The organism is Mycobacterium basiliense (assembly GCF_900292015.1).
Taxonomy (GTDB): domain Bacteria; phylum Actinomycetota; class Actinomycetes; order Mycobacteriales; family Mycobacteriaceae; genus Mycobacterium; species Mycobacterium basiliense.
Window position 1 is genome coordinate 4,305,447 of sequence record NZ_LR130759.1, and the last position, 18,556, is coordinate 4,324,002.

General features: G+C 66.6%; 21 protein-coding genes and 1 pseudogene. 10 read left to right on the top strand and 12 right to left on the bottom strand.

The features are described from left to right. Positions 1-42 precede the first annotated feature (42 nt). The gene (locus tag MB901379_RS24800; RefSeq protein ID WP_174237114.1) at positions 43-435 is read right to left on the bottom strand and encodes a (deoxy)nucleoside triphosphate pyrophosphohydrolase; all 393 of its coding nucleotides are present in this window, start codon (positions 433-435) and stop codon (positions 43-45) included. 117 nt (positions 436-552) lie between these two features. After that, positions 553-792 (bottom strand): annotated as a pseudogene (locus tag MB901379_RS25110) (DUF3761 domain-containing protein); the annotation flags it as partial. Between the two features lie 176 nt (positions 793-968). On the opposite strand from MB901379_RS25110, the gene MB901379_RS18085 reads away from it, so the two are divergent. Continuing rightward, positions 969-1,253, top strand: coding sequence for a 4a-hydroxytetrahydrobiopterin dehydratase (locus tag MB901379_RS18085; protein ID WP_158017875.1), 285 nt, complete (start codon positions 969-971; stop codon positions 1,251-1,253). A gap of 150 nt (positions 1,254-1,403) precedes the next feature. Beyond that, complete coding sequence (locus MB901379_RS25115; protein ID WP_158017876.1) at positions 1,404-3,704, top strand: PE family protein; 2,301 nt, start codon at positions 1,404-1,406, stop codon at positions 3,702-3,704. Here MB901379_RS25115 and MB901379_RS18095 read toward each other — a convergent pair. Next, positions 3,701-5,011: a mannosyltransferase gene (locus MB901379_RS18095; RefSeq protein WP_158017877.1), complete on the bottom strand. Its 1,311-nt coding sequence runs from the start codon at positions 5,009-5,011 to the stop codon at positions 3,701-3,703. The genes MB901379_RS25115 and MB901379_RS18095 overlap by 4 nt on opposite strands. A gap of 97 nt (positions 5,012-5,108) precedes the next feature. Here MB901379_RS18095 and MB901379_RS18100 point away from each other — a divergent pair, with 97 nt between their 5' ends. Both MB901379_RS18100 and MB901379_RS18105 read left to right on the top strand, forming a co-directional pair. Then, the gene (locus MB901379_RS18100) at positions 5,109-5,738 is read left to right on the top strand and encodes a hypothetical protein (RefSeq protein WP_158017878.1); all 630 of its coding nucleotides are present in this window, start codon (positions 5,109-5,111) and stop codon (positions 5,736-5,738) included. A gap of 49 nt (positions 5,739-5,787) precedes the next feature. Next, positions 5,788-6,990 carry an Rv1157c family protein gene (locus MB901379_RS18105; RefSeq protein ID WP_158017879.1) on the top strand — a complete coding sequence of 401 codons (1,203 nt, stop codon included), beginning with the start codon at positions 5,788-5,790 and terminating at the stop codon, positions 6,988-6,990. A 32-nt stretch (positions 6,991-7,022) separates the two neighbouring features. On the opposite strand, the gene MB901379_RS18110 is transcribed toward MB901379_RS18105, so the two are convergent. From MB901379_RS18110 to MB901379_RS18125, 4 genes are all read right to left on the bottom strand, one after another. Continuing rightward, entirely contained in the window at positions 7,023-7,169 is a 147-nt protein-coding gene (locus tag MB901379_RS18110) for a DUF1059 domain-containing protein (RefSeq protein ID WP_158017880.1), read from the bottom strand. Next, complete coding sequence (locus MB901379_RS18115) at positions 7,166-7,759, bottom strand: HhH-GPD-type base excision DNA repair protein (protein ID WP_158017881.1); 594 nt, start codon at positions 7,757-7,759, stop codon at positions 7,166-7,168. The genes MB901379_RS18110 and MB901379_RS18115 overlap by 4 nt, the downstream gene beginning before the upstream one ends. A gap of 106 nt (positions 7,760-7,865) precedes the next feature. Beyond that, entirely contained in the window at positions 7,866-8,054 is a 189-nt protein-coding gene (locus tag MB901379_RS18120) for a DUF5302 domain-containing protein (protein WP_158017882.1), read from the bottom strand. A gap of 22 nt (positions 8,055-8,076) precedes the next feature. After that, positions 8,077-8,520, bottom strand: a complete 444-nt coding sequence (locus MB901379_RS18125; RefSeq protein WP_158017883.1) for a PPOX class F420-dependent oxidoreductase — start codon at positions 8,518-8,520, stop codon at positions 8,077-8,079. 55 nt (positions 8,521-8,575) lie between these two features. Between MB901379_RS18125 and MB901379_RS18130 the strand changes: the two genes are divergently transcribed. After that, positions 8,576-9,091 carry a DUF1697 domain-containing protein gene (locus MB901379_RS18130; protein WP_158017884.1) on the top strand — a complete coding sequence of 172 codons (516 nt, stop codon included), beginning with the start codon at positions 8,576-8,578 and terminating at the stop codon, positions 9,089-9,091. A gap of 14 nt (positions 9,092-9,105) precedes the next feature. Further along, positions 9,106-9,942 carry a class I SAM-dependent methyltransferase gene (locus tag MB901379_RS18135; protein ID WP_158017885.1) on the top strand — a complete coding sequence of 279 codons (837 nt, stop codon included), beginning with the start codon at positions 9,106-9,108 and terminating at the stop codon, positions 9,940-9,942. An 8-nt stretch (positions 9,943-9,950) separates the two neighbouring features. On the opposite strand, the gene MB901379_RS18140 is transcribed toward MB901379_RS18135, so the two are convergent. After that, positions 9,951-10,316 carry a GntR family transcriptional regulator gene (locus MB901379_RS18140; RefSeq protein WP_158019285.1) on the bottom strand — a complete coding sequence of 122 codons (366 nt, stop codon included), beginning with the start codon at positions 10,314-10,316 and terminating at the stop codon, positions 9,951-9,953. A gap of 58 nt (positions 10,317-10,374) precedes the next feature. Between MB901379_RS18140 and MB901379_RS18145 the strand changes: the two genes are divergently transcribed. Next, positions 10,375-11,091, top strand: a complete 717-nt coding sequence (locus tag MB901379_RS18145; RefSeq protein WP_158017886.1) for an NAD-dependent deacylase — start codon at positions 10,375-10,377, stop codon at positions 11,089-11,091. Positions 11,092-11,209: 118 nt separating this feature from the next. Continuing rightward, a complete protein-coding gene (locus MB901379_RS18150; protein ID WP_232021895.1) occupies positions 11,210-12,067 on the top strand; it encodes a hypothetical protein in 858 nt (285 codons plus the stop codon). Positions 12,068-12,138: 71 nt separating this feature from the next. Here MB901379_RS18150 and MB901379_RS18155 read toward each other — a convergent pair whose 3' ends face one another. From MB901379_RS18155 to MB901379_RS18165, 3 genes are read right to left on the bottom strand one after another with little or no spacing between them, the layout of a single operon-like run. Then, positions 12,139-12,786 (bottom strand): class I SAM-dependent methyltransferase, encoded by a 648-nt coding sequence (locus tag MB901379_RS18155; RefSeq protein WP_158017888.1) that lies wholly within the window; start codon positions 12,784-12,786, stop codon positions 12,139-12,141. Then, positions 12,783-13,475 (bottom strand): TetR/AcrR family transcriptional regulator, encoded by a 693-nt coding sequence (locus MB901379_RS18160; protein WP_158017889.1) that lies wholly within the window; start codon positions 13,473-13,475, stop codon positions 12,783-12,785. The genes MB901379_RS18155 and MB901379_RS18160 overlap by 4 nt, the downstream gene beginning before the upstream one ends. Positions 13,476-13,482: 7 nt before the next feature. Next, the gene (locus MB901379_RS18165) at positions 13,483-15,813 is read right to left on the bottom strand and encodes an MMPL family transporter (protein WP_158017890.1); all 2,331 of its coding nucleotides are present in this window, start codon (positions 15,811-15,813) and stop codon (positions 13,483-13,485) included. A 335-nt stretch (positions 15,814-16,148) separates the two neighbouring features. Between MB901379_RS18165 and MB901379_RS18170 the strand changes: the two genes are divergently transcribed. Beyond that, on the top strand, positions 16,149-17,243 hold the full coding sequence (locus MB901379_RS18170) for a CaiB/BaiF CoA transferase family protein (RefSeq protein WP_158019286.1): 1,095 nt from the start codon (positions 16,149-16,151) through the stop codon (positions 17,241-17,243). 51 nt (positions 17,244-17,294) lie between these two features. After that, positions 17,295-18,056: a 3-hydroxyacyl-CoA dehydrogenase gene (locus MB901379_RS18175; protein ID WP_158017891.1), complete on the top strand. Its 762-nt coding sequence runs from the start codon at positions 17,295-17,297 to the stop codon at positions 18,054-18,056. Positions 18,057-18,204: 148 nt separating this feature from the next. Here MB901379_RS18175 and MB901379_RS24810 read toward each other — a convergent pair whose 3' ends face one another. Beyond that, positions 18,205-18,360: a hypothetical protein gene (locus MB901379_RS24810; protein WP_232022178.1), complete on the bottom strand. Its 156-nt coding sequence runs from the start codon at positions 18,358-18,360 to the stop codon at positions 18,205-18,207. Positions 18,361-18,556 lie beyond the last annotated feature (196 nt).

Below are 18,556 nucleotides of genomic sequence, written 5' to 3' on the forward strand. Positions count from 1 at the left end.
ACCGAGCAGCTCATCGCATGTGCGTCGCTGACCGCGTGGCCGTCAAAGAACCCGGGCCAGATCGTGGAGCCAACCGCGGTCGGCCGGTACCCAATCGACATCGTCCAGCTGGTCCGCCGTCACCCAGCGCAGAGCGAGGTGGTCGCGCGGATACGGTTCACCACCGAGCAGGCAGACGCGATATGCCCGCAGTATTGTGCCGCCACTCAACGGGATATCGGCCCCCAACCGGTCGCCCACCGTGATGTCGTTGACGTTGAGTCCCAGTTCCTCGGCCAGTTCGCGCGCCAGCGCCACGCGCTCGGTTTCGCCGTGCGCGACCTTGCCGCCCGGTAGCTCCCAGCGGCCCGCCAACTCCGGCGGACGGAGTCGTTGCGCCACCAGCACCGTGGAACCGCTAATGATGGCTCCGGCGACCACGATCTGATGCGGCATGGCCAGTGACGGTATACCGTCGCGGCGGACTACCGCCCCAGACGTCGACGAGATGCCTGCGGCCTGCGTCCAGTAGCCGTGTTGCGAGGTGAACGTGCAGGGGCACCATTGGGCGACTCCGCCGTGACCGGAGCAGGTGCCCCTGCGGTGTTCGCTGTGGGAATGGGAACCATCTCGGCAGACGGCGGTGACGTTGCTATCCGAGTTGTCCGGGCCCGGCACACAGTCACCGCTTGATCCTTGGTAGGTGCCCGCCGGGCAGGACAACGAGGTCGAAGCCGCCGGCATTCCCGGCGTTGCGGCACCGATCATGGCGGCCGCTGCGACTACTGCCGCACCGATCACCCAACGAAACATGCGGGCCCCCAAGGCTTAAGGTCCCGTCCACCCAACGACACGAGGCGCCCACAATGGGGTTGCCCCGATACCACGAAGGATACGGCGCGGGTTTGGCACAAGTCGCAGAATCCAACAAGTCGGTGGTCGAGGTGCGTCGGGCACGCCGAATGGGCCTGCGGCGTAACGTTGCAAACATGGCTGTATTACCGGATGAGCAAGTAGACGCCGCACTGCCCAGCCTCAACGGTTGGGAGCGTGCCGACGGCGTCTTGCGCCGCAAGATAAAGTTCCCGGCGTTTCTCGACGGGATCGACGCCGTGCGCCGGGTGGCCGAGCACGCGGAAGCCAAAGACCATCACCCGGACATCGATATCCGTTGGCGAACAGTGACTTTCGTGCTGGTAACACATTCCGCAGGTGGCATCACACAGAACGACATTGATATGGCGCGCGACATCGACGGCATCATCGGGGTCTAGAGCCTCCTGCGCCGTCGCCCGTCGTAATCGGCAAAATCCAAGATTTCTGCACACGGTGACTATTACGGTCAGTGTGATTGAGCATTTGTTGCCCAGTAGCAGGATGTCGCCGGGTTTGCCAGGCCGGGCGCAAAGCGTAGGAGGTCGGCGTTGTCGTTCGTGGTGGCAGCTACAGAGACCCTGGGTACAGCAGCGACAGAGTTGGCGGGCATCGGCTCGGCGCTGGCCGCTGCCAACACGGCCGCGGCCGCCCCGACGACCGGCCTGTTGGCTAGCGGCGCGGATGAAGTGTCGGCGGCGGTAGCGGCACTATTTTCCGAGCATGCCCAGGCCTATCAGCGGGTCGGTATCCAGGTGGCGCAGTTTCATGAGCGGTTCGTGCAATCGCTGAGCGCCGCCGCGGGCTCGTATGCCACCGCCGAGGCCACCAACGCATTCCCACTAGCGAACCCACTGGCGACCCTGGAACGAGACCTGCTCAACGCGATCAACGCGCCCACCCAGATGCTGTTGGGGCGCCCGCTGATCGGCAATGGCGCCGACGGGTCGACACCTGGGCAGGCCGGCGGGGACGGCGGGCTGCTCTACGGCAACGGAGGCAACGGTGCGGCCGGCGGGACCGGGCAGGCTGGCGGTGCCGGCGGGAACGCCGGCCTGATCGGCCACGGTGGACTCGGCGCGCAGGGTGGAGCCGGCGCTGCCGGTGGGGCCGGCGGGCAGGGCGGGTGGTTGTTCGGCCGCGGTGGTGCCGGTGGCCATGGCGGGGTTGGTGTCGGCACTGCCGACGGCGCCGCCGGTGGTGTCGGTGGCGCTGCCGGGTTCTTCGGTGCCGGTGGCGCCGGCGGTCAAGGTGGGAGCGGCGGCGAGGACGGAGGTTATGGCGGAGCCGGTGGTACCGGCGGTGCCGGCGGTAAGTGGTTCGGCTCCGGCGGGGCCGGCGGGCAGGGTGGCAACGGCGGTGATACGGCCGGCGGCGGCGGCAATGGCGGCGCCGGCGGCGACGCCGGGATATGGGGCAATGGCGGCCGAGGTGGCGCCGGCGGCCAGGGCGGAACCGGCGCCGACGGTGTCAATCCCACCCCAACCGGTACCGCCGGATCCGGCAACCCCGGTACCGACCACCTCACATCCACTGGCGATGCCGTCGCGAGTGCGGGGGGTGACGGCGACCCTGGGCTTGCCGCAGGTGAAGGTGGGCCCCAGCATGGCGGCAGCGGCGGCGCCGGCGGGAACGCCCAAACAACCGATGCAGCGGCCACCGCCACCGCCGGCGACGGTGGCAACGGCGGCAATGGCGGGGCCCCCGGCGCCAACGGCGGCAACGGCGGCACCGGCGGGCACGCGAGGGGCTTCACCGCCGGCACCGGGGGCAGCGGCGGTGACGGTGGTTCGGGCGCCGACAGCGACGTCTCCGGAGCCATGGGCGGCGACGGCGGCGCCGGCGGCGCGGGTGGTCGCGGGGGCCTGCTGATCGGCTCGGGCGGCGACGGCGGCGCGGGAGGCATCGGCGGAACCGGAGGGGTCGGCGCCTCGGGCGGCACTGGCGGCTTGGGCGGCCACGCCGGCCTGCACCCCGGCCTCGAGCTCAACAGCGACACCTTCACCGGCGAGTCCAAGAGCGGCGACGGCGGGGCCGGGGGCAATGGCGGCATCGGTGCGTCCGGCGGCGCTGGCGGCAATGGCGGTACCGGCGGTCGTGGTGGCGCCGCAGGGCTGCTGGTCGGCAACGGAGGTGCCGGCGGCACCGGCGGTGCGGGCGGCACCGGCGGCCAAGGCGGCACCGGCGGGGTAGGCAACTTCGGCGGTGACGGCGGCCTGGCGCACGTCGTCAGTTCCGGCAGCGCCATCGGCGGTGGCGGCGGCGAGGGCGGCAGCGGCGGGGCCGGTGGTGGGGCCGGATCCGGCGGTATGGGGGGTGGCGGCGGCGATGGTGGTGCCGCGGCTTCGCTGTTCGGCAACGGCGGCCGCGGCGGTAACGCCGGTACCGGCGGTACCGGCGGCATCGGTGGCGCCGGCGGCAATGGCGAGCTCGGCGGCTGGGGCGGTTCCGGTTCGGCGTCCAACCTGTCCCCGACGAACATCGGCCAAGGCGGAGACGGCGGTGCCGGCGGTGGCGGCGGCCAAGGCGGCGACGGCGGGGGCGGGGGCGCGGGCGGGTCTTCCGGCGGCGCGGGCGGTGCCGGCGGAGCGCTCTTCGGTCACTCGGGATCTGCCGGGATCATGGGCGCCGGCGGCGCTGGCGGGGACGGCGGCACCGGCGGCAATGGCGGCGACGGCGGTTTTGGCGCCGCCGGATCCGGTCCGAACCGCATCGACGGCGCCGGCGGCGCCGGTGGGGGCCGTGGCGCCGGCGGCGGCGGCGGGGAAGGCGGCTCGGGGTCAAGCGACGGCGCCGACGGTCAAATCGGCACCCCGGGGGAGGACGGCCACTCCGGAGGCCCGTCGATCTAGCCCGACCGCGACCCGGCAGGTCGTCGCCCGGCGAAGGCAATCCAGGCCAACGTCACCAGTGTCGCCAGCACGTACACCAGTCCCGCCCAGGCCAGGTACCAGGGCCGGCTGATTTGCCAGATGGTGGGCTGCGCGAAGCTCAGCAACCACGGCACGCCGACGACGGTCAACGCCAGCCAGCCCCAGCCCAACAGCCGGGCACCCGCACGCTCACGCAGTGCTCCGTGGCTCAGCCACAACATCAAAGGCACCAGCCACACCCAGTGATGCGTCCAGGAAATTGGCGACAGCAGCAGGCCGAACAACTCGACGACCAGCAGTCTGCCGAGCCGATCGGAACCGTCTAGGGCGCGCCACGCCGAAATCGCCAGCACCGCCGTGACCGCAATGGCCAGTAGGACCAACGGTCCATAACCGGCGTCGTAGCCCAGGATCCTGGAGAGGGCGCCGCGCCAAGACTGATTGAACGCGGTGGCGATGGGCCCAACCCGGCGGGCGTCGCCGAGCAGGTCGGTGAAGTAGTAGCGGGCCTGCTCCCCCACGACCAACACCGACACACCGATGGCGGCAAGGAACACCACCGCCGAAAACCCCGCCGCACCGATGCGCCGCATGCCGAGGAAGTAGATCGCCGCAATCCCGGGGGTCAACTTGACTCCAGTCGCCACGCCGACCAGCAGCCCCGATAGCCACCACCTGGTGGCGTAAACCGCCCACAGCACCGTCAGCACCAGCAGCACATTGATCTGCCCGTAGTCGAAATTGCTGCGCAGCGGTTCGATCCAGATGGTGATGGCCGTCCACAACATCGCGGCGCGATAGCCGGTGCCGGCGGCCACACCGATCAGCCGCTGACTGATCCGAACGACGCCGTACAACGCAGCCATCGTTGCGACCTGCCACAAAAATGCGACCAGCCCGAACGGCAACAGGTGCATCGGGTAGAAGACGACCGCCGCAAACGGCGGGTAGGTGAACGGCAGCGGGAAATCCGGCGTCTGATCGGCGTAGACGTAACTGTAGAGCGTGCCGGGATGGTCGAGGGCCGCGGCGCCGCCCACGTAAACATGCAGATCAACGAAGTTCGCCCCATTGGGGGCAAGGTAGGTCCAACCCAGCCGCGCGGCAACACTGAGGATCAGCAGCAGTGGCGCGGCGCGCGTCGTGAACATGCCTACCCAGATCGCTCGCCGGCCGGTGCCTGCCGCCGGGGCGGCCGAAGTGGTGTCGATGTGCACGACTCTAGTGCGGCGACGTTGGCCCACCTGACCGGTCACCGCTATCGCTCGGCTCAATAACGATCGCATAAATGCCACATGTGTCACTTGAGTCCCATCTGTACCGCGATAGCTTCAGCGTCGGGACCTGTCACCAGCAGCCTGTCACTAATCACCAGGGAGAGTCATGCCAACCATCTGGACCTACGTACGCGCCGCCGCCGTCTTGGTCGGTTCGTCCGCCGCCCTACTCACGGGCGGGATTGCCCACGCGGACCCGGCGCCGGAGCCGGCGCCTGCTCCCAACATCCCGCAGCAGCTGATCAGCTCAGCCGCCAACGCACCCCAAATCCTGCAAAACCTGGCAACGGCACTCGGCGCCACCCCGCCCCTAGGCGTTCCCCGGGCCCCAGAGCCGGCGCCCGTCGCCCCCGGTATTGCCTCGATCGTGCCCGGCCTGACTCCGGCGGCACCGGCCGCACCCGCAACCGCCCCGGCGGTCACCCCGTCGATCCCGGGCGTCAACACACCGATCCCGGGCATCACCGCACCGGTCGCGCCGGCCGCACCGGCGGCAACGCCGGCCATTCCCGGGGTGAACACGCCGATCCCGGGTATCACCGCACCGGTCGCGCCGGCGGCTCCCGCGGCGCCCGCGGCGGCGCTTCCGGGGTTGGCGTCAGCGATTCCCGGTCTTGCCCAGGCGGCCCTGCCGGGGCTGACGTCGGGTGCCATTCCCGGCCTGCCGGCGGCCACCGCGCCAGCGCCGGCAGCACCGGCAAACCAGCCCCAGACGTTGCTAGCGGCGCTGCCCTGAGCAACTTGTCAAGACGGCTAACCACCACCTAGGACTGGGAGAACACATCGTGGCACGCACTTGGAGTCTGTCCAAAGGTTTGGCCGCTGCCGTCGTCACCTCGGCTGCCGCGTTCGGGCTATGCCCGAGCGCGGCAGCCGATCCGCCGGTGCCGCAGCCCGAACCCAATCAACAGCTACCGGGCCTGCCGGCATTGACCCAGTTGAGCCCGATAATCCAGCAGGCTGCCAGCGACCCCACGCAGGCGACACAGCTGCTGATGGCCGCAGCGCAGGCTTTTGCCCACAACCCCGCGGCGCCGACCGAGTCCAAGAACGTGGCCTCCTCGGTCAACCAGTTTGTCCAGGAACCGGGCAATCCCGGATCTCCCCCCTTGGGTGCGCCGGCTCCGGCCGCGGCTGCCGCCGGGGTCGCCCCCGCCGACGCCGCACCGGTGCCACACGTGCCGCCGCCGGGTGTCGAGCCCGGAGCGCTAGCGCATCTGCCGACAGGTATTGATCCCGCCCATGTGGCGGGTCCCGCACCCGCGGCCGTTCCGCCGGTCGCGGCGCCGCCCGCTTCTGCGCCCGCCCCCGCGGCCGCGGCCGCGGCGCCGGCGTCGGCGCCGGGCACGGCACCCGCACCACCAGCCGCAGCACCGGGCCCCGCACACGCACCAGCAGCCGCTGCACCGGGCCCCGCACACGCACCAGCAGCGACAGCGCCGGGCCCCGCGCCGGAAGCCGCGGCGCCGGCAGCGGCACCCGGCCCCGCACCAGCACCAGCACCGGAAGCCGCGGCACCGGCACCCCAGGTCACCGCTCCGGCTCCCGCTGCGGCCGCGGCGCCGGGTTTTGGCCCCGACGCCCCACCCACACAGGATTTCCTATACCCCTCGATCGGTACGAATTGCCTGGCAGACGGTAGCAACGTGATCGCCACCGCGCTGTCGGTTGCCGGCCCGGCCAAGATCCCCGCACCCGGTCCCGCTCCGGGCCAGACGGCCTATGTGTTCACCGCCGTCGGGACACCTGGGCCCGCCGAGGTGCAGCGGTTGCCGCTGAACGTCACCTGGGTAAACCTGACCACAGGTAAATCCGGAAGCGTCACGCTCAAGCCGCATCCTGACATCAACCCGGATGGGCCGACCACGTTGACCGCCATTGCCGACACCGGTTCGGGCAGCATCATGTCAACGATCTTCGGGCAAGTCACCACCAGGGAACGGCAGTGCCAATTCATGCCCACCATCGGCTCAACGGTGGTGCCCTAGCACCACCGTTGACCCCGGTGAAGCCACGAAGGTCAGTAGGCCATAAATAGGATCGCGTCGCGGTCGTACTCAAGCCCCGGATGCACACTGGCAAGATGCGCCTGAGTCAGCTCGACTAACTCGTCCTCGTCCTTGCCGGCAATAGCTTCCCCGCACGGACACGTTATGTGTGTCTTCACGTTGCCGCCTTTCCCTTGGCTTTCCCACTGGCAGAAGCTTTCATCTGCTTCTTGTGCGATCGCACCTGACCGAGCGACCGGGCGTCAACGATGTCGGCGACTGAAATATAAGTACCCGGTTGGCCGAACTCCCCCGCGGCCTCCCGCCAGCCACTCGGCGCGACGCCGTACTGCTTACCCAGCAGTGCCAAAAAGATCTTTGCCTTTTGCTCGCCAAAACCCGGCAATCCCTTCAACCGGCGCAGCAACTCGTTCCCATCCGGGTCACCGGCCGTCCACAACATGGCCGCATCCCCGTCGTAGCTGTCCACAACGATGCGCGCAAGCGCCTGGATGCGCTTAGCCATCGAACCCGGAAAACGATGTACCGCAGGCTTTTCCGAACATAGTGCGGCAAATTTATCCGGGTCGTAATCGGCGATTTCGCCGGCGTCAAAGCCACCCATCCGATCCGCGATCTTCTTGGGCCCCGCGAATGCGGTCTCCATCGGGACCTGCTGGTCAAGAAGCATGCCTACCAGCAATGCGAACGGATTGGAGTCCAGCAGCGCGTCGGCGGCCGGATCTTGGACAAGCTGCAGTTTCGGCACCCACACAGTCTAGAACTGTCCCGGCAACCGCTAGCAGAGCATCGTTTCGCTCTGCACTCCACCACGGCAACAGTTCCTGGCCGATCGCCGAGGCCGCTTACCGCTGCTACCCGCTCTTGCGTCGGAATTCCCGACGGCTCTCCACTGGACCGTGCGCCCGCGGCCGATGGGCACCGCCGTCTTTGTGATCGGAACCGCCCGCCGATTTCGACATCTTGCGATCGAGGGCTTCTCGGAACTTGCGCTTGTTGTCGTCCTCTGGTGTTGGACTCTCCGAGGACTTCGATGCGGCCATGCCTGCAGCCTAGCTCTCGGCGCTACCGCTTTCCCGGTGGCAGGCCATATACGTGTGAGATCGGCAATGTCAGCACTACGCGCCGATCGGTAACCATCGCCTCCCGATATTCATCCCAGTCCGGGTGTTCACCAGCGATGTTGCGATACAAAGAAATTAACGCCTCCACCGTGTCGTCAGCAGGCGCGGCCGCCGGGGGTGTGAGCTCGGCGGTGCCCTCGGCGACGGCATAGGACCACCCGTCGTCGGCGTCGACAAGGATGGAAGCCCGCGGGTCGCGGCGCAGGTTACGGGTCTTGGCCCGCGGTTCGGTGATGGACACCTGAATCACGAGCTTGCGCGGGTCGAAGTGATACTGCACGTTGGACAGCTGCGGACGCCCATCCCCTTTGATGGTGGCCAGCACTCCGATGGAGTTACCACTGATCACGGCCAACAGCTTGTCATCGAAGACCTGGCGTCCCATGCCGAAAGCCTACGTTGCCTGGCGCCCTTCCCGAGCGGCCTGGTGAAATCCCATCATGACCCAGTTCGCGGCATTCCTTCGCGGCGTCAACGTCGGCGGCGTCAACCTGAAAATGACAGCGGTGGCCAGCGCCCTGACCGACGCCGGATTCACCAATGTGCGCACCATCCTGGCCAGTGGGAACGTGCTGCTGGAGTCGTCATCCAAGGTCGCGGCGGTGCGCACCCAGGCCGAGGCCGCGCTGCGCGAAACGTTTGGCTACGACGCCTGGGTGCTGGCCTACGAGATCGATACCGTGCGCGCCATCGACCAGGCGTATCCATTCGAACGCGAGGTCGACGGGTTGCAGTCCTATGTCACCTTCGTCAGCGACGCCGCGGTCCTCGACGAACTCATGGCCCTGACGGCCGGACCCGACGAGAAGATCGGCCGCGGTGAGGGGGTCGTCTATTGGCAGGTCCGCAAGGGCAACACCCTGGATAGCACCATCGGTCGGACCATGAACAAGTCCCGCTACAAGGCATCGACGACCACTCGCAACCTGCGCACGCTGGCCAAACTTCTGCGATAGGTAGGTTTGCTCCAATGACCCCGGCCAACGAATCCTCGCAACAAAAGGTCACCCTCACCGGCGTGTCCGAGACCGCCCTGCTGACCCTGAATGCCAGGGCCGCAGAGGCTCGTCGTACCAACCCGATGATCGAAGATCCGCTGGCCGTCGCGCTGGTTGACTCGATCGACTTCGACTTCGCCAAGTTCGGCCCTACCCGCCAAGACATCGCACTGCGGGCGCGAGCGTTCGACACCCAGGCGTTGACCTATCTTGGCAGCCACCCGTCTGCCACCGTGGTGGCACTGGCGGAAGGTTTGCAAACCAGCTTCTGGCGCTTGGACTCAGCCATCGCAGACGCTCAATTCCATTGGTTGACAGTCGATCTCCCGCCAATTATCGATATTCGGTCCCGGCTGCTGCCCACCTCACCCCGGATATCGGTGCGCGCACAATCAGCATTGGACTACAGCTGGATGGACTCCGTCGACCAGTCCGGCGGGGTATTCATCACCGCCGAGGGACTATTGATGTATCTGCAGCCGGAGCAGGCTCTAGATCTGATCACGCAGTGCGCCAACCGATTTCCCGGCGGTCACATGCTCTTCGACTTACCGCCCCGGTGGTTCTCGCTTTTCAGTCGTCTGGGTATCCGAACCTCGATCCGTTACAAGATCCCGCCGATGCCGTTCAGCATGTCCGTCGCTCAGTCCGCCGACCTGGTGAACAGGGTTCCAGGTATTCGCGCGGTGCGCGATCTGCAGCTGCCGACCGGCCGCGGCATGTTGTTCAATGCGGCGCTGTCGACCGTCTACCGCATGCCCCTCTTCGATCCGCTTCGGCCGTGTTTGACGCTGCTGGAATTCGGCTGAGGCGGGTCTCAGTCATCCGGCACGTTGGTGAGATAGCGGATAGCGTCGGACTTGGTCAGGCCCAAGGCCCGGGCGACTTCGACGTATTCGTTGGCTGCGGCCGCCATCGCCGCGTCGGTCGGATCGAAGCGGGAGATGAAGGTGCCGAAACGCCCGCGTGTTTCGACGATCGCAGCGGACTCCAGCTCTCGGTAGGCGCGGGCCACAGTATTAGCGGCAACGCCAAGCTGACCCGCCAGGTCACGCACCGTCGGGAGCCGGGTGCCAGGCGGCAGCGCACCGGCTCGCACGCCATCGATAACCTGGGTCCTTAGTTGGTCGAACAACGGTTTGCCCGCCTTCACGTCCACCCGTAACAAATCCCGCAGCTCCACCACCCCAGTATCACCCAGCACCACCCAGTATTGGCTCAACCACGGCTATGTTTGTGGAATGCGAGTGACGGTGCTCAGCGGCGCGGGAATCTCCGCGGAAAGCGGTGTACCGACGTTCCGCGACGACAAGAATGGATTGTGGGCCCGCTTCGACCCGTACGAGCTGTCCAGCACGCAGGGCTGGGAGCGCAACCCCGAACGGGTGTGGGGGTGGTACCTGTGGCGCCACTATCTGGTCGGCAGGGTCGAACCCAATGCAGGTCACCGCGCGATCGCCGAGTGGCAAAACCACGCCGACGTCGCCGTCGTCACCCAAAACGTCGATGATCTACACGAGCGCGCCGGCAGCACGCCGGTGCACCATCTGCACGGCAGCCTTTTTGAATTCCGGTGTGCGCATTGCAATGTTCCCTACCGCGAGCCACTGCCGGAGATGTTCGAGCCGGCGATCGAGGTGGAGCCGCCGGTGTGTAATTGCGGCGGCCTGATCCGGCCCGACATCGTCTGGTTCGGCGAACCACTACCCGAGGGGCCGTGGCAGCACGCGGTGGCGGCGACCGAGTCCGCTGACGTTGTAGTGGTGGTCGGCACGTCGGCCATCGTCTACCCCGCCGCCGGACTACCCGAGCTGGCGCTGGCGCGCGGCACGGTTGTCGTCGAGGTCAATCCGGAACCTACGCCGTTGTCCAGGGGTGCCACGGTCAGCATCCGGGAGTCAGCGAGCCAGGCTTTGCCCGGACTGCTGCAGCGGCTGCCCGCCCTGTTGGAAAGCTGAGCATCGAGTCTGCGCTAGCGGCGGCGAGCCTGCCCACAGATCGCGGTTGATCCACAGCGGAGGGCTCTAAGCGCAGAGTCGAATCGGCCGCGCCACCGGGATGGGCAATGGTGTCCGCGTGCCGCTTGACGAACCCTTTCGCGGCAGCGAAGCGGTACCCGACGGGCTATTGCGTCGCCACCAGCTGCGGACCCGCTTCCGGGCGGTGTTGCCCGACGTGTACGTCCCGCGCGATGAACCACTGACACTGCGCCAACGTGGCGTGGCGGCGTGGTTGTGGTCGCATCGCCAGGGCGTGATCGCCGGGTTGACGGCGGCCGCATGGCACGGCTCGAAATGGGTGGACGAGCTCCTGCCGGTCGAGTTGATCTGGTCGAATGCGCGAGCTCCCCGCGGTGTACGAACCTACGACATGCGACTTGGGCCGGACGAATTCGGACCGATTGCCGGTCTGCCGGCAACCACCCCCCAACGCACCGCATTCGACATCGGTCGTCGCAGGCCGCTGGCCTCAGCGATCACCCACCTGGACGCTCTCCTGAACGCGACCCACATCAAGGTCGATGAAGTGTCGGAACTGGCCGACCGGCACCGCGGCGCGCGGGGCCTGAGGCAGCTGGAGACGGCGCTGGGGCTAGTCGACGCCGGCTCGCAATCGCCAAAGGAGACGTGGCTGCGGCTGATGCTGATCAACGCGGGCTTGCCACGACCGACCACGCAAATCCCAGTGACGACCGCCGACGGAGCTCAGGTGTACTTCCTCGACATGGGCTGGGAGGACTTGATGGTTGCCGTGGAGTATGACGGCGACCATCATCGCCTCGACCGGTGGCAGTACGCGAGGGACATCCGACGCAGCGAGACGCTGCACCGGCTCGGCTGGATCGTTATTCGGGTGATCGCCGCAGATCACCCGCCCGACATCGTCGCTCGGGTTCGCTCTGCGCTTCACCGCCGAGCGTCGAGTCTGCGCTAGTGGCACCGAGCCTCCACACAGATCACGCTAAACGCGCCCTACCGCGCCCCCACCGCAGTCTCGGCGGCTGCTCAGGCCTTCCGGGCCCGGCCCAGCGCCAATTCGGACGCGGGCGTCGGCGCCCAGGCCGGCAAGGTCAACTCCCGACGGGCGGTTTCCACTTCGAATCCTGCAGCCACGATCGCCCGCTCAGTATCGCGATGGGTGTGACAGTTACCCGCCACCTTCGGCCAAAACGTCGCGTCGACGAATTGCTGCAGCCAGCCCCGGACCCCCGCGCTGGCAATGTGCTCGAGGTACCGCAACTGCCCACCGGGACGCAGCAACGAACGCAGATGCCGCAGCACGCCGACTTGGTCACTCACCGAGCACAGCATCAAGGAGCAGACCACGGCATCGAAAGGTTCGCTGTCGCTGAATCCTTCGGCGGTATCGCCGGTGACCACAACTGGGATGGGCGCATCGACGGCCGCGGCGCGGGCAGCAACCGCCAGCTGTGGCTCGGGCTCGATCGCGACCACCTGGGTGACGGATGGTGGGTAGTAGCCGAAATTCGTACCAACCCCCGCCCCCACTTCCAGCACCCGACCCGAGAGGCCTGCCACGTTCTCCCGGCGCAAGTCACGGATCGCTTTGCCTTCGTGGGAGGCAAGAATGGGCCAAATCCGGGCGAAGAACGGGTGGCTTCGGTTGTCGGTCGGCTCGTCGGGCAGCTTCATCGGCACGCCTCCTTGACTGGGCGATGGTCCATGACCCATTCCACCAGTTGCGGAGTCGTCGCACGTGGGCCAACCAGCCCGGCCACCATATGGCCGCACAGAACCGCACCCAGCACGCGGTCGGCAAACGCATCGATATCGTCGAATGGCAAGTGCGGCTTGGCAATCAGCAAGGCGGCCACCCCGTGAGCGGCCGACCACAACTCCAGGGCAATAGTGGTCGGATCGTCGGTCCGGTAGATGCCCTCGTCCATCAACGCCCGCACCGAGGCGCACATGTGCTTGAACGCCGAGCTGTCCAGGGCGATGTCGACGTTGCTCCCCGACCGCCACTCGCCCATGGTCGCCAACCGATACAACTCCGGAGTCCGCAGGGCAAACCGCACATAAGCGAGACCCTGTGCCCGCAATACGTCCACAGTGGACGGCTGACCAATGGCCACTTGCTCCATTTCCTCATCCAGCTTTGCCACGTAACGCGCGCACACGGCGTCTAGCAGCGCATCTTTGTCTTCGAAATGCAGGTAGATGGATGGCGGCGTGACACCCACCCGGCGCGCAACCGATCGGATCGAGACCGATCTGACCTGCCGCGTCTCCAGTAGCAGCTCGGTGGCCGCATCCAAGATTTCGTGGCGCAACAGGTCACCCGACCCACGCGGGGCACGCGAACGGCGAAGACTACCCATCGACGCGTCAACCAATACGCGTCGCCGCAGCTGGGATTGGCGGCTGTGACTCAGCCGTTGCCGCGCCGGCGGACTCCTCGACCGCACCGGCCTCACTGATACCGAAGCGCTCGTGCAACCACACCAAAGGCCGCGGCGCCCACCAGTTCCATCGACCCATGACATGCATGAACGCCGGCACCAGGACCATCCGCACCAGGGTGGCATCGGCGGCCACGGCAAGTGTCAAGCCCAGGCCGAACATCCGCATGAAGGACACGTGTGCGGCGATCAACGCGGCGAACGACATCGACATCACCAGGGCGGCCGCGGTGATCACCCGACCTGTGCGTGCTACTCCTAGCGACACGCTCTCATCGTTGGCGGCGCGGGCTTGGGCCGAACTCGGCACGGCGGGACGGGCGGCCCCCGAAGCCAGCCAGTACTCCCGGATCCGGGCGACCAAAAACACCTCGTAGTCCATGGACAGCCCAAACGCAATGCAGAACAACAACACTGGCATGTTCGCCACCAGAGTTCCGCTGGGGGTTGTACCCAACGCGCCGAGATGACCATCCTGAAATATCCACACCAGTGCGCCGAACGCCGCGGTCAGCGAGAGCACATTGCAGACCAGCGCCTTGACCGGCAGCACGACGCTACCGGTGAGCAGGAACAGCAGCACGCACGTGATGACGGCCATCAGACCCAACACCAGCGGAAGTCGATTCATCACGGCATCGACGCTGTCCCGGTTCACCTGCGCGATGCCAGCCATCTCGACGGATCGACCGCCCGGGCCCGGCACCTCATGCAAGCTCTTGAGCTGATTCTCGGAGGCTTGGGAAAACAGCGGCGCAGTGCTGTTGACGGTCAGGAATGCGCTGCCCTCGGCAAACCCGGCGGCCCCTGTTGGCGGCCCCACCCGATTGCCGCCGACGAATGTTCCATTCGGGGCCGCCACCACCGCGACGTCAAGCACCCGCGACAGATCGGCCGCGTAGCTGTCCAGAGATGCCGCACTCAGGCCGCGCGCATCGGGGATGACGATGGGAACCGCCATCGCCGGATCATGGGCGAAATTGTTGCGCAACTGCTCACCAACTTGATGTGAGGACGCTGAATGCGGGAGCACGCGATCATCCGGAAAGCCCCACTTGACCCCGATGAACGGCAGCCCGAGCAGCACCAGGAACGCGACGACCGTCAGACCGATCGGCAACCACCGGCGCATGACGAACTTGGTCGAGCGGTACCAGAACAGTTGCTCGACGGGTTTGGGCGCCGGATCGGAGCGACCGAACACCCGCCGCAACAGTCGGCGCACGTCAAACGCGTCCAAGCGGGGACCTAGCAGCACAATGGCGGCCGGGGTTATCACGATCGACGCCGTCGCGACGAAGGCCACGGTGGCCACACCGGCGTAGGCGAACGACTTCAAAAAGTACATCGGGAAGGCCGCCGTCGCCGCCATTGACAACGCCACGGTGGTCGCGGAGAAGAGCACGGTGCGACCGGAGGTGGCCATGGTGCGCACCAACGCCGTGTCGCGGTCGGCGCCGTCGGCCAGCTCGTCTCGAAAACGACTGATGATCAACAGGGTGTAATCGATGGCCAACGCCAGACCCAATGCGGTGCTGAGGTTCAGCGCGAAAATCGAAACCTCGGTGGTAAATGTGACCAGCCGCAACACCGACATCGAGCCGACCACGGCCAGTCCACCCAGCGCTATCGGTAACGCCGCGGTCAGCAGGCCACCGAATACCCAGACCATCACCAGGAAGCTCAGCGGAATCGCAATGACTTCCATGACCAACAGGTCTTTTTTGTTCTGCTCGTTGATCTGGGAGTACTCCATCGCCGAGCCGCCGACGCGCACGCTGACGCCGTCTCGATCGTGCACAATTTTGTCGGCAAGAATTGACGCGTATTTCTGCGCGTTGTTTTCCCCGCCCCTGACGTTGACGACGATCAAACCCGACTTGCCGTCGTTGCTGATCAAATCGCTGGCGGTGCCCGGCTGAGCGGACTGCCCGGTCCAGGGTGAGGACACATTGAATATCAACGGCGACCGCGTCAGCTCGTTGACAATTTCAGTGCCGACCCTACGAGCCTGGTCGCCATTGGCGCCGCCGGGCGCGGTCACCAAAATCAGCATTTGCTGACCGCTCTGCCCGAATTTGTCGGTCAACACCGAGATCGCGCGGGCCGATTCGGAGTTCGGGTCTTGGAAACCCCCGGCGGACAGGCTGTTTGCGACCGGAATCCCAAAGACCGCGGCGGCCAGGAAGACCAGTAGCCCAATCCCGATGATTCGCCTAGGCGCTGCAATGGCCAGTCGGGCAATCCCCTGCAACATACGTCCCCTCCACCGCAAGCGTCGGCTGTCCCCAGCAACCGCGCTGTATCCGCGATAACTTATCAGTGATAACTTACGAGCGTCAAACAACGCTGTTCTAGTCACGGATGCGCGGCCGCCATGGTTCAGATCTAGGCCTGCCGCTTTCCAAAATCGTGCCACCTGGCCGGCCAGGCCCGGATCTGGACGCAATCTCGCGCATGCGAGCCCGATGAGTTCACCGTGGTAATGCCAGGCGGGCTGGCCCCGGCGCGAATGCCATTGCCAAGATGGCAACAACCAACATCGCGCTTCCTGGAAATGGCGCGTCAACGACGACGAAGGGGCGGAACATCATGGCGGGACCGTTAGACGGGTTACGGGTTGTCGAATTGGCTGGCATCGGACCGGGGCCGCACGCCGCGATGATCCTCGGGGACCTGGGCGCCGACGTGGTGCGGGTGGACCGTCCGTCGCCCTCTCCCGGCGGCCCCGGACGCGCCGCCAAGGATGCCATGCTGCGCAACCGGCGCGTGGTGACCGCGGATCTGAAGTCCGACCAGGGACGCGAATACGTGCTCAGACTCGTCGCCAAGGCCGACGTGTTGATCGAGGGCTACCGGCCCGGGGTTACCGAGCGGCTGGGCCTGGGACCCCAAGAGTGCGCGCAGGTCAACGACCGGCTGATCTATGCCCGCATGACGGGCTGGGGTCAGACCGGCCCCCGCAGCCAGCAAGCTGGTCACGACATCAACTACATCTCGCTCAACGGCATCCTGCACGCGATTGGCCGCGCGGACCAGCGGCCGGTGCCGCCGCTAAACCTGGTCGGCGATTTCGGCGGCGGTTCGATGTTCCTACTGGTCGGCATTCTGGCCGCGCTGTGGGAGCGGCACAATTCCGGCAAGGGCCAGGTCGTCGACGCCGCGATGGTGGACGGCTCCAGCGTGCTGGTCCAGATGATGTGGGCCATGCGCGCGACGGGCATGTGGTCCGACGTGCGCGGCACCAACATGCTCGACGGCGGTGCGCCCTACTACGACACGTACGAGTGCGCCGATGGGCGCTATGTCGCGGTCGGCGCGATCGAACCACAGTTCTACGCCGCCATGCTGGCCGGCCTGGGTCTGCACGCGGCCGACCTACCGCCCCAGAACGACGTCACCCGTTGGCCCGAGCTGCGGGCCCGGCTTGGGGAGGCGTTTGCCGGTCACGATCGCGATCACTGGACAAAGGTGTTCGCCGGATCTGACGCCTGCGTGACGCCGGTGCTGGCGTTCGGCGAGGTTGATGCCGAACCGCACCTCACCGAGCGGCACACTTTCTACGAAGTCGATGGCGGGCTGCAGCCAATGCCCGCGCCGCGGTTCTCGCGCACGGTGCCCGGCCAGCCGCGGCCGCCGGCTCCACCGTTGACAGACATCGAAGCCGTGCTGACCGACTGGGTATAGTCCCAACCAACCAGTAGGTTGGTCAGCCGAATGTTGGAAGGAAGGACTCGCATGGAAATCAGGGACGCCGTAGCGGTCGTCACCGGTGGCGCATCAGGCTTGGGTCTGGCCACCACCAAGCGACTGCTGGACGCCGGGGCGCAGGTGGTGGTACTTGACCTGCGTGGCGAGGACGTGGTCGGCAAACTCGGCGATCGCGCGTATTTCGCTGCGGCGGACGTGACCGATGAGGCCGCCGTCGCGGGCGCGCTGGATATGGCGGAGTCGCGGGGGGCGCTGCGCATCGTCGTCAACTGCGCCGGCACCGGTAATGCCGTTCGGGTGCTGAGTCGAGACGGTGTCTTCCCGTTGGCGGCCTTCCGCAAGATCGTGGATATCAACCTGATCGGCACCTTCAACGTGTTGCGGCTGGCCGCTGAGCGGATCGCCAAGACCGAAGCGATCGGCCCGGCGGGGGAAGAGCGCGGCGTCATTATCAACACCGCATCGGTGGCGGCTTTCGACGGCCAGATCGGCCAGGCTGCCTATTCGGCGTCCAAAGGCGGCGTGGTGGGGATGACCCTCCCGATCGCGCGTGACCTGGCCCGCCACCGAATCCGGGTGATGACCATCGCACCCGGCCTGTTCGACACGCCGCTACTGGCCTCATTGCCCGAGGAAGCCAAGGCATCCCTCGGTACGCAAGTGCCGCATCCGTCGCGGTTAGGAAATCCCGACGAGTACGGGGCGCTGGCCGTCCACATCATTGAAAACCCGATGCTCAATGGCGAGGTCATCCGTCTGGACGGCGCCATTCGAATGGCGCCGCGCTAGACGCCCTTGCGGGCCGAACCGCAAAACGAATAAGCCCCCCGCAATCGCGGGGGGCTTACATCGAAAGACACAAATCGACTATCGACGGAACCATCGGCTGATGGACGGTTCAGCGATGAGTAGCCGCGCAAGCATGCCCATGGTGGACTCAGCTCGCCGTAGGCAGCGGGTGCCAGTCTTCAAGTTGCTCCGAAGTCTCGCCCTCTACCAGCATGTCGCCGTGGTAGAGCGCGTCGAAGTCGGCCTTGATGACGTCGGCACTCGAGTCGTCGATCCACATGACACTGAGCCTAGAAGTTGCCATTAAGGAATCATTGAGTCACGATTCGGAAAATGGTGGCAATTCTTACCGGCGGGTAGGGTGCCGCCCCGGGCGGAGGAAAGCCCTATCGACCTGGGCTCACCGCCGGATCGCCGGCCGATCACCGGCACCCGAATCCCGGTCAACCCGCGTGGGCTGCGCGGTCTGTTGTCGCAAGAAACCGGACATCTTCGCGCGG